This is a genomic window from Bacillus sp. FSL R10-2201 (assembly GCF_038008665.1).
In the GTDB taxonomy this organism is placed as follows: domain Bacteria; phylum Bacillota; class Bacilli; order Bacillales; family Bacillaceae_G; genus Bacillus_A; species Bacillus_A mycoides.
This window is the reverse complement of record NZ_JBBOZP010000001.1, coordinates 3,613,020-3,629,005: the sequence shown is the minus strand read 5'-3', so window position 1 is coordinate 3,629,005 and position 15,986 is coordinate 3,613,020. Positions and strand designations below refer to the sequence as shown.

Here is a 15,986-nt window from a genome sequence, read left to right as displayed (position 1 = left end):
GGAAGAAAATTTGATTTTTTATTTCTAAAAACTGTATATTGAAGAGGAATATTCCTACATACGTAAAGGAGGGCTATTAATGAAACTAATGGAACAGCAACTGCATGAATTAGGTGGCTTGCGAGTACATATTATTCCGACTGATAAATTTAAAACAAATACCTTTGTATTTCGTTTTAAAGCACCTTTAAATGAGGAGACGGTGACAGAGCGTGCCCTATTGCCGTACGTATTACAAAGTGCGACAGAAAAACTGCCTTCTGTAATTCGTCTTCGTCAATATTTAGAAGAATTATATGGATCTTCTTTAGCGGTAGATGTAAGTAAAAAAGGAGAAGACCATATCATCTCTATTTATGTAGACATTGCAAATGAAACATATTTACGCGATGCACCACCGTTATTTGAAAAAGCGCTTTCTATGTTATCTGATATTGTTTTACATCCAGCAACAGAAGGGGACGGTTTTCTATCTTCTATTGTAGAAAGTGAGAAACGAGCACTCTTGCAACGAATTGAAGCTACTTATGATGATAAAATGCGTTATGCAAACGAGCGTTTAATTGCAGAAATGTGCAAAGTAGAACCATATCGCTTAAGTGCAAATGGAAAAAAAGAAAGTGTTGCTTCTATTACAAATGAAAGTTTGTATCAATATTATCAAAAAGTGTTAGCTGAAGATGAAATGGATTTATATATCATTGGTGATATTTCAGAAGATGCTGTGGAGCTTGTAAATAAGTATTTTTCGATTTCACCTCGCGCTATGAAAGAGAGAAATGTACTTCTTCATAAACGAAATAATGAAGAAAAAGAAATTGTTGAAAAACAAGAACTAAAGCAAAGTAAATTAAATATCGGCTATCGCACATTCATTACGTATAAAGATGAAGATTATTTTGCATTACAATTGTTTAACGGATTATTTGGAGGGTTTTCTCATTCGAAGTTATTCGTAAATGTCCGTGAAAAAAATAGTTTAGCGTACTATGCAGCATCGAGATTTGAAAGTCATAAAGGTTTGCTCTTCGTTATGTCTGGAATTGAAGCGAAGAACTTTGAAAAAGCTGTTGAAATTATTAAAGAACAGATGAAAGCAATGCAAAGCGGTGATTTTTCAGAGGAAGAGATTCAGCAAACGAAAAGTGTAATTCAAAATCAAATCTTAGAGGCAATTGATACACCACGTGGTTTTGTTGAAATGCTTTATCACGGGGTGATTTCAGAGCGTACGCGTCCAGTTGAAGAATGGCTAACGGGCATAGAAAGCGTGACGAAAGAAGAGATTGTGAAAGTTGCTAATAATATTGAACTAGATACAATTTACTTTTTACATGGAACGGAGGGAGAATAAATGGAGAAAATTGTGTATGAGCAATTAAAAGAGACGCTATATTATGAAAAACTTCCGAATGGATTAGACGTATATATCTTACCGAAACAAGGCTTCAACAAAACATTTGCAACATTTACGACGAAGTACGGTTCTGTTGATAATACATTTGTACCGCTTGGAAAAGAAGACATGACTCGTGTACCAGATGGAATTGCTCATTTCCTTGAGCATAAATTGTTTGAAAAAGAGGACCATGACGCGTTTCAATTGTTTAGTAAACAAGGTGCTTCAGCGAACGCTTTTACATCTTTTACAAGAACCGCTTATCTCTTTTCCTGTACATCAAATGTAGAAAGAAATTTAAATACGTTGTTAGACTTTGTACAAGAACCGTATTTCTCTGAAAAAACGGTTGAAAAAGAAAAAGGTATTATCGGTCAAGAAATTCAAATGTACCAAGATAACCCAGACTGGCGTTTATACTTTGGGTTAATCGATAGTTTGTTTGTGAAACATCCAATTAAAATTGATATTGCAGGGACAATTGAGTCCATTAGTAAAATTACAAAAGACCTACTGTATGAATGTTATGAGACTTTTTACCATCCGAGCAACATGTTATTATTTGTTGTTGGAGCGATTGATCCTGAAAAAACAATGGATTTAGTTCGTGAAAATCAAGCGAAAAAAGATTACGAAAATCAACCAGAAATCGTTCGCTCTTTTGAAGAGGAACCAGAAGAAGTAAATGAAAAGAAAAAGATTATTTCAATGCCTGTTCAAACTCCAAAATGTTTAGTTGGTATTAAGGCAACGAATTTAAAAGAAAAAGGGCAAGCTCTGTTAAAACAAGAAATTGCACTTACATTACTTTTAGATTATTTATTTGGAAAAGGGTCAGTTCATTACGAATCTTTATATAATGAAGGTCTTATTGATGATTCGTTCTCGTATGACTATACAGAAGAAAATAACTTCGGTTTTGCAATGGTTGGTGGAGATACGAAGCACCCTGATGAATTGGCAGAGCGATTAAAAGGTATTTTACTACAAACGAATTATGATCAGTTAGATGAGACTGCGCTGGAACGGGTGAAGAAAAAGAAAATTGGCGGATTTTTACGATCGTTGAATTCACCTGAATATATTGCAAATCAGTTTACACGATATGCGTTTAATGAATCTAGTTTATTTGATGCTCTTACAGTGTTAGAAGGATTAACTGTTCAAGACCTACAACAAGCAGCAAAAACATTATTAATTGAAGAGAAAATGAGTGTCTGCCAAGTGTTACCAAAAAAATGAAGTAATATGTGAATAAAAAACGCAGTATCTATATCCCTCATCTAACGTTTGGTTATTGCCAAATGGTAAGATGAGGGTATTATTTATTTATACATAAAAAGATAAGAGAGGGAATTTATGAAAAAGTATGCATTAGTAACTGGAGGAAGCGGAGGGATTGGCTCTGCTATTTCGAAGCAGTTAATCGAGGATGGTTATACAGTCTATATTCATTACAATAAAAGCGAAGAGAAGATAAGGGGGTTACAAAAGGAGTTTGATGCAGTGATTCCTGTGCAAGCAAATTTAGCTTCTATCGATGGAGCAGAGAAATTGTGGGGACAAATCGAACATCCTATTGATGTTATTGTATACGCAGCTGGAAAGAGTATATTTGGATTAGTAACAGATGTTACGAATGAAGAATTAGATTATATGGTGGAGCTTCAAGTGAAGAGTGTATATAGACTTTTATCGATGGCGCTTCCACCGATGATCGGGCGGAGAAGTGGTAATGTTGTTGTTATTTCATCCATTTGGGGGCAAATAGGAGCGTCTTGTGAGGTGCTGTACTCAATGGTGAAAGGTGCACAAAATTCATATGTGAAGGCTTTAGCGAAAGAAGTTTCTCTAAGTGGATTGCGCGTTAATGCGGTAGCGCCAGGTGCGATCGAAACAGAAATGTTAAATGTATTTTCAGAAGATGATAAAAATGAAATTGCTGAAGATATTCCATTAGGTAGAATAGGACTACCCGAAGAGGTAGCAAAAACAGTATCATTCCTCGTTTCGCCAGAAGCTTCTTATATTACGGGGCAAATTATCGGAGTGAATGGCGGTTGGCATTGCTAAAAAATTCTTACATAAAAAACAAGAAATTGTACAAATTAAGCATGATTCTATTACTAAAATAGTGAGGTGCTTAAACATGTCAGTGTTAGATAATTTTGATCAGTGGAAGAGCTTTTTAGGAGAACGTTTAGAACAAGCGGGGGGAAAAGGGCTTGATGGTGGTGCCGTATCAGATATGGCATTTCGTGTTGGTGATTATTTAGCAAATGAAGTAGAAGCGCGCAACGATCAAGAAAAATTATTGTCTGAGCTTTGGAAAGTTGCTGATGAACAAGAGCAACATACAATTGCAAATTTAATGGTGAAGTTTGTACAACATAAGTAAAAGTAGAGAGGAGCTTCTCCTCTCTACTTTTTTTGTATAGTAATTAGGAGGAATAGATTATACATTTAGCTTCCCTATTAAGGTGAAATCATATAATATAGTACGTAGGTGTAAAGTAAGCGTAGGGGAGTGATCTTGGATGATTGAATGGTATTTTGAATATGAAATACATAAAAACCGACCTGGCTTACTTGGTGACGTTTCTTCGTTAATCGGTATGCTTGGCATCAATATTGTCACAATTAATGGTGTAGATAATGCACGACGTGGACTTTTGCTTATGTGTGATAATCAAGAACAAATCTCTAGACTTGAATCAATTTTAAATACGATGGATAATATAACGGTAACGAAATATCGTCCGCCAAAGCTTAGAGATAAGCTAGCAGTTAGACATGGTAGGTACATACAACGAGATGCAGATGATAAGAAAACATTTCGATTTGTGCGTGATGAATTAGGATTGCTTGTAGACTTTATGGCGGAGATAATGAAAAAAGAAGGTCATAAATTAATTGGGATACGAGGAATGCCTCGTGTCGGAAAAACAGAATCTATTGTTGCCGCAAGTGTTTGTGCAAATAAGAGATGGTTATTCGTATCATCTACTCTCATTAAGCAAACTGTTCGTAGCCAATTGATTGAAGATGAGTATAGCGACGATAATATTTTCATACTAGATGGAATTGTGTCGACAAAGCGTGCAAATGAAAGACACTGGCAGCTCGTTCGTGAAATCATGAGATTGCCTGCAACGAAAGTTGTGGAACATCCGGATGTGTTTGTGAGTCAGTCAGAATACACATTGGATGATTTTGATTATATTATCGAATTGCGTAACGATTATGATGAAGAAATTCAATATAATTTAGTAGATGAAATTGAGCAAGGTACGCAAAACAATTTCTCTATGTTCGACTTTTAAAGAAATATTGAGGTGTTAGTAGTGACGGAATTAGGACAAAAGCTGACAGAAGCAAGAGAAGCGAAAGGCTTATCTATTGATCAGCTGCATGAGATTACAAAAATTCAAAAACGCCATTTAGTAGCGATTGAAGAAGGCAATTATGATGTGTTGCCAGGAGCTTTTTATGCGCGTGCATTCATTAAACAATATGCAGATGCTGTTGGATTAAATGGAGAGGAACTGCTTGTGGAATATCAGAGTACGATACCACAGTCTGAAAAACGTGAAGTTCCACAAGTATCAACTGGACAAAAAACACAAGAAACAATGCAAAAATCTTCATCATGGCCAATTGCGGATCATATGCCCAAAATTTTGATTGCGTTGTTAGTAATCGCATTTGGAGTGGTAGTCTGGTTTGTTATTCAAGCGTTAACTGGAAAAGATGATAGGCAAGTTCCAAATGCTCAAAGTGAGAAAATTGAGGTTCAAAAAGCAAAAAATTCTCCGTTAGATACGAAGAAAGATGAAGCGAAAGCGGAAGAACCAAAAAAAGAAGAACCAAAGAAAGAAGAACCAAAGAAAGAAGAGCAACCAGCGCAACCAACTGGACAACAAGAAGTGAAGGTAGTTGGAACGAGTGGTAAGGTATCTACTTTGGAAATTCATAATAATAAAACATTAGAACTGGAAATTTCAGCGAAGGGTGCAAGCTATGTAGATGTTAAAGATGATGCGGGTAACGAAATTCTAAACACTACAGTACAAAGTGGTCAAACAGAAAAACGTGATTTATCAACAGTAAAAGAAGTGCGGCTTAATATTGGAAGTGCACCGAATGTTGAAATTAAACTGAATGGCCAAGTGGTTACTTTCCCATTAGATCCAGCAAAAGAATATCACCAAAGATTGGTGATAAAAAACCAAGGGATAGGGCAAGCTGCGCAATAACAGTCATCGCTTCGATGACTTTTTTCAATGAACAAATGTTTTTGACATGATGGAGGAATAGCTGTGAATTTACCAAATAAAATTACAATATCTAGAATCTTCTTAATTCCAATTTTTATGGTAATTATGTTAGCGCCCTTTGAGTGGGGCTCATTTATAATTGGTGATGTAGAGTTACCAATTCAACATTTAGTAGGGGCACTTATCTTTATTATTGCTTCGGCTACAGATTGGATTGATGGACATTATGCAAGAAAGTATAATCTTGTAACGAATTTAGGGAAATTCCTTGACCCGTTAGCAGATAAATTACTTGTTTCGGCAGCACTTATCACATTGGTAGAAATGCAATATGTACCTGCTTGGATCGTTATTGTAATTATAAGCCGTGAGTTTGCAGTAACAGGTTTACGCCTTGTACTTGCTGGGACAGGAGAAGTAGTTGCAGCAAATCAGCTAGGGAAAATTAAGACATGGACACAAATTATTGCGATTGCAGCATACTTATTACATGATGTACCGTTAAATCTACTTCATATTCCAGTTGCAGATATTTTCATATGGATTGCATTATTCTTTACCGTTATTTCAGGATGGGATTATTTCTGGAAAAATAAAGATGCTTTTGTAAACTCAAAATAGAAGTTTATGGGGGAATTGGGATGAATGCTGAAATTATTGCGGTTGGAACGGAATTATTACTTGGACAAATTGCAAATACAAATGCCCAGTTTTTATCTGAAAAGTTAGCTTCAATCGGAATTAACGTGTACTACCATACTGTTGTTGGGGATAATAACAAGCGATTACAGAAGGCAATTGAATTGGCTGAAGAACGAGCTGATATGCTCATTTTTACAGGTGGATTAGGACCGACAAAAGATGATTTAACGAAAGAAACAATAGCGTCTAGTTTAGATGAAGAGCTTGTGTATGATGAAAAGGCATTAACATCGATAAGCGATTATTTTAAGCGTACAGGCCGTGAATTTACGGAGAATAATAAAAAGCAGGCGCTCGTTTTAAATGGATCGACTGTATTTGCGAATGATCACGGTATGGCGCCTGGTATGGGATTAAATACGAACGGAAAAGTTTATATTTTATTACCAGGACCACCAAAAGAAATGAAGCCGATGTATATAAGTTACGTAGAGCCTTTTTTATGTAAGTTTACAACGGGGGAAAATATTTATTCTCGTGTTCTTCGTTTTTTTGGTATTGGGGAATCTCAATTAGAGGTGAAAGTTCAAGATTTAATTGATGGACAAACGAACCCAACCATTGCACCACTTGCAAATGATGGCGAAGTGACATTACGTTTAACTGCCAAACATCATGATGCTGATGAGGCGGAGAAACTGATTCAGCATGTGGAAGATTTGATTTTAGAAAGAGTAGGAGAATTTTTCTACGGATATGACCAAGATTTCCTTCATTACAAGGCAATAAGGCTATTGAAGGAAAAAGGGTTAACTTTAGCGTGTGCAGAAAGTTTAACAGGTGGTCTTTTTGGAAATCAAGTAACAGAAAATGCTGGTGTTTCATCTGTATTTAAAGGCGGTGTCATTTGTTATCAAAATGATGTGAAGCAACAAATTTTACATGTACCTGAAGAAGTGTTACGTACTGATGGCGCGGTTAGTAAACAGTGTGCTCGCTATCTTGCTGAAAATGTAAAGGAACTGTTAAAAGCAGATATCGGAATTAGTTTCACTGGGGTGGCAGGACCGGATGCTTCAGAGCATAAAGAACCAGGAACAGTATTTATTGGATTGGTGATTAAAGATGAACCAGCTGTAGTCTTCTCGCTTAATTTAAGTGGAAGTCGTCAACAAATTAGAGAACGCTCTACAAAATATGGATTTTATCATTTATTTAAAAAGCTAGAAGAGATATAAATTTCTTCTAGTTTTTTTTGTTGGAAAACCTAGTTTTATTCGATATAAAATAAAAAAAACGAATAAATGTTCGATTTTTGTTGGCAAATTGAATTGAAAATAGGTATAATAAGATTAGCAATTTAGTTAAGGAGGAATTTTGAATGAGCGATCGTCAAGCGGCATTAGATATGGCGTTAAAACAAATAGAGAAGCAATTCGGTAAAGGTTCAATTATGAAATTAGGAGAACAAGCGGAGCGTAGAATTTCTACAATTTCAAGTGGTTCTTTAGCACTTGATGTGGCACTAGGGGTAGGCGGATACCCACGTGGCCGTGTTATTGAAATTTATGGACCTGAAAGTTCAGGTAAAACAACAGTTTCATTACACGCAATCGCGGAAGTACAGCGTCAAGGTGGACAAGCAGCGTTCATTGATGCGGAGCATGCAATGGATCCTGTATATGCACAAAAATTAGGTGTTAACATAGATGAATTACTATTATCACAGCCTGATACAGGGGAGCAAGGACTAGAAATCGCAGAAGCACTTGTACGAAGTGGAGCGGTTGATATTATCGTAATTGACTCTGTGGCAGCTCTTGTACCGAAAGCTGAGATCGAAGGGGACATGGGTGACTCTCACGTTGGTTTACAAGCACGTTTAATGTCACAAGCACTTCGTAAACTTTCAGGTGCAATCAACAAATCAAAAACAATCGCAATCTTTATCAACCAAATTCGTGAAAAAGTTGGGGTTATGTTCGGGAACCCAGAAACAACTCCAGGTGGTCGTGCGTTGAAATTCTATTCAACTGTCCGTCTTGAAGTACGTCGTGCTGAGCAGTTAAAGCAAGGTAACGATATTGTTGGTAATAAAACGAAAGTAAAAGTAGTTAAAAATAAAGTAGCACCGCCATTCCGTGTTGCTGAAGTTGATATTATGTACGGAGAAGGTATTTCAAGAGAAGGTGAAATCTTAGATATGGCTTCTGAACTTGATATCGTTCAAAAGAGCGGTGCTTGGTACTCTTATAATGAAGAACGCTTAGGACAAGGTCGTGAAAATTCGAAGCAATTCTTAAAAGAGAATACGGATTTAAGAGAAGAAATTGCCTTCTTTGTTCGTGAACATCACGGAATTGGTGAAAACTCTGGTGTTGAAGACACGGAAGATTCAACTCGTCAAGATTAAAAAATAAAAGACACGGTCCCGTGTCTTTTATTTTTTAATCCACTATGAAAGCGTTGTATATAGCTGGAGATAAAATATTTATTCTATCCAAAAGGCTATGTGTAAAGGGGAATATTCATATATTTTAAGTGAATGAATTGGGATTTTCTAAGGTTTTCCAGGATAATATGCCGTCTGTTTTTTTAATCCATATAAGATTCAGGGCTGAAGGTAAAGAAAGTAAAAGTAGACAACGCTTGACAATGAAAATTGCGATAGATACAATGAGAATGTATATTTTTTCTTATATACGATATACTCTTCTCAAGAAGAGAAGTAATATTCGGAGTAAGACTTAAATCTTGCCGAAATAATAATATGACATTTTAATTGTGAAATGAAGAAAGTCCCTTAAAAAAGCGGGACGACGGTCTTTGCTGTACGTTGTAATTCAATGTACATGCCGACAGTCTTTTTTCATTCATAGCAAGGGGAGGTGAAATCATGAGTAGTAGTACAGTTTGGATACTCATCTCCATTTTGCTTGCAACAGTCGGTGCAGTTGTTGGCTTTTTTGTTCGAAAGTCTATTGCTGAAGCGAAGATTAATGGTGCAGCTAATGAAGCAAAACGTATTCTAGACGAAGCGAATCGTGATGCTGAAGCACTTAAGAAAGAAGCGCTTTTAGAAGCAAAGGATGAAATTCATACACTTCGTACAGAAGCTGAATTAGAAATTCGTGACCGTAGAAGCGAATTACAAAAACAAGAAAATCGTTTAATGCAAAAAGAAGAGAACCTTGATCGTAAAGACGAAACGCTCGATAACCGCGAGCGACAGTTAGAAAAGAAAGAGGAATCTCTTGTAGCGAAACAACAACAGATTGAAGAGTTGGAAAGCAAAGTGGGAGAGTTAGTTCAAAAGCAACAAACAGAATTAGAGCGCATTTCCAATCTGACCCGCGAACAAGCGAAAGCAATTATTCTTGGTAAAGTGGAAAGTGAAGTTTCTCATGAAATTGCCGTTATGGTAAAAGAAAGTGAAGTTCGCGCGAAAGAAGAAGCGGATAAGAAGGCAAAAGAGATTTTATCTCTTGCAATGCAAAGATGTGCAGCTGATCATGTTGCTGAAACAACCGTTTCGGTTGTAAATCTTCCAAATGACGAAATGAAGGGACGTATTATCGGACGTGAAGGTCGTAACATTCGTACGTTAGAAACGTTAACAGGTATTGACCTTATTATCGATGATACACCAGAAGCTGTAATTCTATCAGGATTTGACCCGATTCGTCGTGAAACAGCTCGTATCGCTCTTGATAAACTAGTACAGGACGGACGTATTCACCCAGCGCGTATTGAAGAGATGGTCGAAAAATCAAGACGTGAAGTGGACGAGTATATTCGTGAAGTCGGAGAGCAAACAACGTTTGAAGTGGGTGTTCATGGCTTACATCCAGATTTAATTAAAATTTTAGGTCGTTTAAAATACCGTACAAGTTACGGACAAAACGTCTTAAAACACTCTATGGAAGTTGCATACTTAACTGGACTTATGGCAGCGGAGCTTGGTGAGGATGAAAAACTAGCAAGACGTGCTGGTCTATTACATGATATCGGAAAAGCAATCGATCATGAAGTAGAAGGTAGCCACGTTGAAATTGGTGTTGAACTCGCAACGAAATATAAAGAGCATCCTGTTGTAATAAACAGTATCGCATCTCACCATGGTGACACAGAACCAACTTCTATCATTGCAGTTCTAGTTGCTGCAGCAGATGCATTATCAGCTGCAAGACCGGGAGCTCGTAGTGAAACGCTTGAGAATTACATTCGTCGTCTTGAAAAGTTAGAAGAAATTTCAGAGTCTTATGAAGGCGTAGAAAAATCTTTCGCAATTCAAGCAGGACGTGAAGTTCGTATTCTGGTAAAACCAGATACAATTGATGATTTAGAAGCTCATCGTTTAGCTCGTGATATTCGAAAACGTATTGAAAATGAACTGGATTATCCAGGACATATTAAAGTAACTGTTATTCGTGAAACACGTGCAGTGGAATACGCAAAATAAAGTGGTGAAACACCACTTTATTTTTTTGTGTTGGAATTGGGTAAAATAAAGAAAATTATTTATGAGCAGTATGCAAGTGAAAGAAACTTATAATAGATAAATTGTAACTGTTGTAAGGAAATAGCTTTAAGGTTATAGTATGGTAATAAAAAATGTAGTACATAGAAAGGGTAAGACATATGAGAATATTATTTGTTGGGGATGTAGTAGGATCTCCTGGTAGAGACATGATTCAACAGTACGTACCGGCATTAAAGAAGAAATATACACCGACAGTAACAATTATTAATGGAGAAAATGCTGCGGGTGGACGTGGAATTACGGAAAAAATATATCGAAACTTTTTAGAGTGCGGGGCACAAGCGGTTACGCTTGGAAACCACGCTTGGGATAACCGTGAAGTATTTGAATTTATCGATGATGCAAAATATCTTGCAAGACCAGCTAACTTCCCAGAAGGAACGCCGGGAAAAGGGCTTATCTTTGTAAATTGTAATGGAACAGAAGTTGCAGTTATTAACTTACAAGGACGTACTTTCCTTCCTCCAATTGATTGTCCATTCCGTAAAGTGGATGAGTTAATCAGTATTGCAAAAAAACGTACAAACATTATCTTTGTTGATTTTCATGCTGAAACAACAAGTGAGAAGCAGGCGTTAGGTTGGTATGTAGACGGTCGTGCTACAGCGGTAGTAGGTACACATACACACGTTCCTACAGCTGATAATCGTATTTTACCAAGCGGAACAGCTTATATTACAGATGTTGGTATGACAGGCCCATATGATGGGATTTTAGGTATGGATCGCGAAGCGGTATTGAAGAAGTTTTTAACGAACTTACCAGTGCGTTTTGAAGTGACGAATGGTAGAACACAATTAAGTGCAGTGTTAATTGATGTGGATCCTAATACAGGGAAAGCAAAGAAAATTGAGCGCATTTTAATTAATGATGACCAGCCATTTTTTGACTGATTTTTAACAAAAAGTTAGAGAATTCGTTATATTTTAATTTTTTAGAAAAATTACAGAAATTTAGCAGGAATACGTGCCATTCCTCGTGAATATAAGTTAAAGTGAAATAATTGCTATTACTTTTTATAGAAACGAGGAGGAAACGCGGAATGGAAATATTAAAAGTTAAAGCAACGTCGGTCCCTAATTCTGTAGCTGGTGCACTTGCAGGTGTTATTCGCGAACGCGGAACAGCAGAAATTCAAGCTATTGGTGCAGGTGCATTAAACCAAGCGGTAAAGGCAGTAGCAATTGCAAGAGGATTTGTAGCGCCTAGCGGTTTGGACTTGATTTGTATCCCAGCGTTTACAGATATTATGATTGATGGTGAAGAGCGTACAGCGATAAAATTAATTGTAGAACCTCGTTAAGTTGAAACAACCTGTTTGCATGTATGCAAACAGGTTGTTTTTGTAATGGAGGAATGAAAATGAAAATTTTTGATGCACATTGCGATGTACTCTTTCAGTTATGGAGTGCAAAGGGAAAAAAAGACTTTCAAAACGATTCACAATTACATATTACATTTGAACAATTAATGAAAAGAAAAGGAAGTATACAATGCTTTGCTATATATATACCAGAAACAGTAGCGTATGAAAAGCGTTTTGAAGTTGCGCTGCAAATGATAGATATTTTTCATAATGAAATTCTATCGCTACCAGGAATGAAGTTTATTCAGACAAAAAACGATATTAACATGCTAAAACAGGACGAGATTGGAGCATTATTAACATTAGAAGGATGCGAAGCAATTGGAAAAGAAGCGATGAAATTACGTTTGTTTTATCGCTTAGGTGTACGTTCCTTTGGATTGACATGGAACTATGCCAATCTGTTAGCTGATGGAGCGCTAGAGGCACGTGGAGCAGGTTTAACTACATTTGGTAGACAAGTTGTACAAGAACTTAATACGTTACATTTATGGACCGATGTGTCTCACTTAAATGAAAGAAGCTTTTGGGATGTTATTGAAATTGCTAAAAACCCAATTGCATCTCATTCAAACTGTTATCAACTTTGTGGGCATCCACGCAATTTAACCGATGAACAAATAAGAGCCCTTATAAAGAAAAATAGCATTATTGGTATTACTTTCGTACCGCAGTTTTTAACGAATGAAAGACAAGCGAATATAGCAGATATATTAAGGCATGTGGAATATATTTGTTCATTAGGTGGAGAAAAAAATATAGGATTTGGTTCTGATTTTGATGGGATTTTAGAAACTGTTGTAGGTGTAGAAGTATATAGGGATTATGAAAATATAATTAATCAACTGTGTAAAAAGTATAATGAATCAACTGTAGAGCGATTTTTGTATAAAAATTTTGTTGACTGTATAACGTTCTGAAAATTATATTTTAATAATTCGGAAGAGTTAAAATAAATTCACTTGAATTTATTGATTTTTTTAAGACCTAATACTAGAATGGTAAACGAAATAGCATTATACTAAAGATTCAGGGAAAACAGAAGAGGCATAATTTGCGTCCATTGTAGTTTATTTGCATAAAAAATGCTAAACTAATACTGTAAAAAAATACACTACAATGAATGCAGCCAAAAGGGGTGTAGGAGATGATTAGTCAACTTTCATGGAAAGTTGGAGGCCAACAAGGTGAAGGAATTGAAAGTACAGGGGAAATCTTCTGTATTGCATTAAACCGATTAGGATATTACCTATACGGTTACCGCCACTTCTCATCACGTATTAAAGGCGGCCATACAAATAATAAAATTCGTGTAAGTACAACAGAAGTACGCGCGATCTCAGATGATTTAGATATTTTAATTGCTTTTGATCAAGAAACAATTGATTTTAACTTCCACGAACTACGTCCGGGCGGAATTGTAGTTGCGGATGCGAAATTTAATCCGACAATACCTGATAATACAGATGTAAATCTATATGTGATACCGTTTACAGATATCGCTTCAGAATTAGGCACATCTTTAATGAAAAATATGGTTGCTGTTGGGGCATCTAGTGCGGTATTAGGATTAGACGAAACAGCTTATTTAGAGGTTGTTGAAGAAATCTTTGGTCGTAAAGGAGAGCAAGTCGTTCAAAAGAATATGGAAGCAATTAAACGCGGCTCTCAATACATGAAAGAATTGCTTGGTGAGAAAGTAAACATGATGCAGCTTGAAAAAGCTGACGGTAAGAAACGCATGTTTATGATTGGAAACGACGCAATCGCATTTGGTGCGGTAACTGGTGGCGCTCGCTTTATGTCTGCATATCCAATCACACCTGCATCTGAAATTATGGAATATTTAATTAAAAAGTTACCGAAAGTCGGCGGAACAGTAATCCAAACTGAGGATGAAATCGCAGCTTGTACAATGGCGATCGGTGCAAACTACGCTGGTGTTCGTACATTAACAGCATCTGCTGGTCCTGGTCTTTCTTTAATGATGGAAGCAATTGGTTTAGCAGGTATTACTGAAACACCGCTAGTTATCATTGATACACAACGCGGTGGTCCAAGTACGGGCTTACCAACAAAACAAGAGCAGTCTGACTTAATGGCTATGATTTACGGAACACATGGTGAAATTCCAAAAATCGTAATGGCGCCAAGTACAGTTGAAGAAGCTTTCTATGATATTGTAGAAGCGTTTAACTTAGCAGAAGAATATCAAGTGCCTGTTATTTTCTTAACAGATTTACAGCTTTCTTTAGGAAAGCAAACAGTAGAACCACTTAAGTTAGATAAAGTGGAAATTCGTCGTGGTAAGCTTGATTTAGAAGTAGAATTACCAGAACGTGAAAATAAAGCATACTTCAAGCGTTATGAAGTAACAGAAGATGGGATTTCACCACGTGTTTTACCTGGTATGAAAAATGGTATTCACCATGTTACAGGTGTAGAACATGATGAAACGGGTAAACCATCTGAATCAGCGTTAAATCGTAAAGATCAAATGGACAAACGTTTCCGTAAAATGGCGAATTTACAGTTTAATACCCCTATTTACAAAAATGCTAAGCATGATGACGCAGACGTATTGTTAGTAGGCTTTAACTCAACTCGTGGTGCGATCGAAGAGGCAATGCAGCGTTTAGAACAAGAAGGAATGAAAGTAAACCATGCCCATGTACGTTTAATTCATCCGTTCCCAACAGCTGAAATCGATCCACTTGTGAAAAAAGCGAAGCGTGTTGTAGTAGTAGAAAACAATGCAACTGGTCAGCTTGCTAACATTATGAAAATGAATCTTGGCAATGGCGAGAAAATTTCTAGTCTTTTAAAATACGATGGAAATCCATTCTTGCCGAAAGAGATTTACAACGAATGTAAAAAAGGGGTTGTATTAAATGGCAACATTTAAGGACTTTCGTAACAGTGTAAAACCAAACTGGTGCCCAGGTTGCGGAGACTTCTCGGTGCAGGCTGCGATTCAGCGTGCGGCAGCTAACGTTGGTTTAAATCCAGATGAGCTAGCTGTTATTTCTGGTATCGGCTGTTCCGGTCGTATTTCAGGGTATATTAATTCATATGGTTTGCATAGTATTCACGGACGTGCTCTTCCAATTGCACAAGGTGTGAAAATGGCAAATCGTGATTTAACAGTTATTGCATCCGGTGGTGACGGTGATGGTTTTGCGATTGGTATGGGACATACAATCCATTCTATTCGTCGTAACATTGATATTACGTACATCGTAATGGATAACCAAATTTACGGATTAACAAAAGGTCAAACTTCACCACGTAGTGAAGCTGGATTTAAAACGAAAAGTACACCACAAGGTTCAATTGAACCATCACTAAATGTTATGGAAATGGCTTTAACAGCTGGTGCGACATTTGTGGCGCAAAGCTTTTCAAGTGATTTAAAAGAATTAACGCAAATTATTGAAGCTGGTATTAACCATAAAGGCTTTTCATTAATTAATGTATTTAGTCCATGTGTTACTTATAATAAAGTAAATACTTATGATTGGTTTAAAGAGAATTTAACGAAACTAAGTACAGTAGAAGGATATGATCCATCTAACCGCATGATGGCTATGCAAACATTAATGGAAAAGAACGGGTTAGTAACAGGTTTAATTTATCAAAACACAAAGCAGCCTTCTTACCAAGAGCTTGTAAAAGACTATAGTGAAAAACCTTTAGTGCAAGCTGATTTGAATATGGATCAGAAAATGTTTGATGAGCTTGTTGCTGAATTTATGTAAT

Annotated in this window: 15 protein-coding genes; all 15 read left to right on the top strand. The window is 36.6% G+C overall.

Annotation, left to right across the window (positions count from 1 at the left end):
- Nucleotides 1-79: 79 nt before the first annotated feature.
- Nucleotides 80-1,354: an EF-P 5-aminopentanol modification-associated protein YfmF gene (gene yfmF / locus NSQ69_RS18635; RefSeq protein WP_002033691.1), complete on the top strand. Its 1,275-nt coding sequence runs from the start codon at nt 80-82 to the stop codon at nt 1,352-1,354.
- Nucleotides 1,355-2,641 (top strand): EF-P 5-aminopentanol modification-associated protein YfmH, encoded by a 1,287-nt coding sequence (gene yfmH, locus NSQ69_RS18630; protein WP_002014592.1) that lies wholly within the window; start codon nt 1,355-1,357, stop codon nt 2,639-2,641.
- 117 nt (nt 2,642-2,758) lie between these two features.
- Nucleotides 2,759-3,472, top strand: coding sequence for an elongation factor P 5-aminopentanone reductase (ymfI, locus tag NSQ69_RS18625; RefSeq protein ID WP_044442925.1), 714 nt, complete (start codon nt 2,759-2,761; stop codon nt 3,470-3,472).
- Between the two features lie 76 nt (nt 3,473-3,548).
- The gene (locus NSQ69_RS18620; RefSeq protein ID WP_000114449.1) at nt 3,549-3,797 is read left to right on the top strand and encodes a DUF3243 domain-containing protein; all 249 of its coding nucleotides are present in this window, start codon (nt 3,549-3,551) and stop codon (nt 3,795-3,797) included.
- A 139-nt stretch (nt 3,798-3,936) separates the two neighbouring features.
- Nucleotides 3,937-4,722, top strand: a complete 786-nt coding sequence (locus NSQ69_RS18615) for a DUF3388 domain-containing protein (protein WP_000574107.1) — start codon at nt 3,937-3,939, stop codon at nt 4,720-4,722.
- A 21-nt stretch (nt 4,723-4,743) separates the two neighbouring features.
- Nucleotides 4,744-5,655, top strand: a complete 912-nt coding sequence (locus NSQ69_RS18610) for a helix-turn-helix domain-containing protein (protein WP_002128706.1) — start codon at nt 4,744-4,746, stop codon at nt 5,653-5,655.
- Nucleotides 5,656-5,718: 63 nt separating this feature from the next.
- Nucleotides 5,719-6,297 (top strand): CDP-diacylglycerol--glycerol-3-phosphate 3-phosphatidyltransferase, encoded by a 579-nt coding sequence (gene pgsA, locus NSQ69_RS18605; protein ID WP_002014596.1) that lies wholly within the window; start codon nt 5,719-5,721, stop codon nt 6,295-6,297.
- A 20-nt stretch (nt 6,298-6,317) separates the two neighbouring features.
- Nucleotides 6,318-7,556, top strand: coding sequence for a competence/damage-inducible protein A (locus NSQ69_RS18600; RefSeq protein WP_002014598.1), 1,239 nt, complete (start codon nt 6,318-6,320; stop codon nt 7,554-7,556).
- Between the two features lie 143 nt (nt 7,557-7,699).
- Complete coding sequence (gene recA, locus NSQ69_RS18595) at nt 7,700-8,731, top strand: recombinase RecA (protein WP_002014599.1); 1,032 nt, start codon at nt 7,700-7,702, stop codon at nt 8,729-8,731.
- A gap of 483 nt (nt 8,732-9,214) precedes the next feature.
- Nucleotides 9,215-10,780, top strand: coding sequence for a ribonuclease Y (gene rny / locus NSQ69_RS18590; RefSeq protein ID WP_002014600.1), 1,566 nt, complete (start codon nt 9,215-9,217; stop codon nt 10,778-10,780).
- Nucleotides 10,781-10,959: 179 nt separating this feature from the next.
- A complete protein-coding gene (locus NSQ69_RS18585) occupies nt 10,960-11,754 on the top strand; it encodes a TIGR00282 family metallophosphoesterase (RefSeq protein WP_002014601.1) in 795 nt (264 codons plus the stop codon).
- A gap of 149 nt (nt 11,755-11,903) precedes the next feature.
- On the top strand, nt 11,904-12,164 hold the full coding sequence (gene spoVS, locus NSQ69_RS18580) for a stage V sporulation protein SpoVS (protein WP_000404341.1): 261 nt from the start codon (nt 11,904-11,906) through the stop codon (nt 12,162-12,164).
- Nucleotides 12,165-12,223: 59 nt separating this feature from the next.
- A complete protein-coding gene (locus NSQ69_RS18575) occupies nt 12,224-13,147 on the top strand; it encodes a dipeptidase (RefSeq protein ID WP_002128703.1) in 924 nt (307 codons plus the stop codon).
- Nucleotides 13,148-13,374: 227 nt separating this feature from the next.
- On the top strand, nt 13,375-15,132 hold the full coding sequence (locus NSQ69_RS18570) for a 2-oxoacid:acceptor oxidoreductase subunit alpha (protein ID WP_002014603.1): 1,758 nt from the start codon (nt 13,375-13,377) through the stop codon (nt 15,130-15,132).
- Complete coding sequence (locus tag NSQ69_RS18565) at nt 15,119-15,985, top strand: 2-oxoacid:ferredoxin oxidoreductase subunit beta (RefSeq protein ID WP_002088040.1); 867 nt, start codon at nt 15,119-15,121, stop codon at nt 15,983-15,985. The genes NSQ69_RS18570 and NSQ69_RS18565 overlap by 14 nt, the downstream gene beginning before the upstream one ends.
- Nucleotide 15,986: the final 1 nt, after the last annotated feature.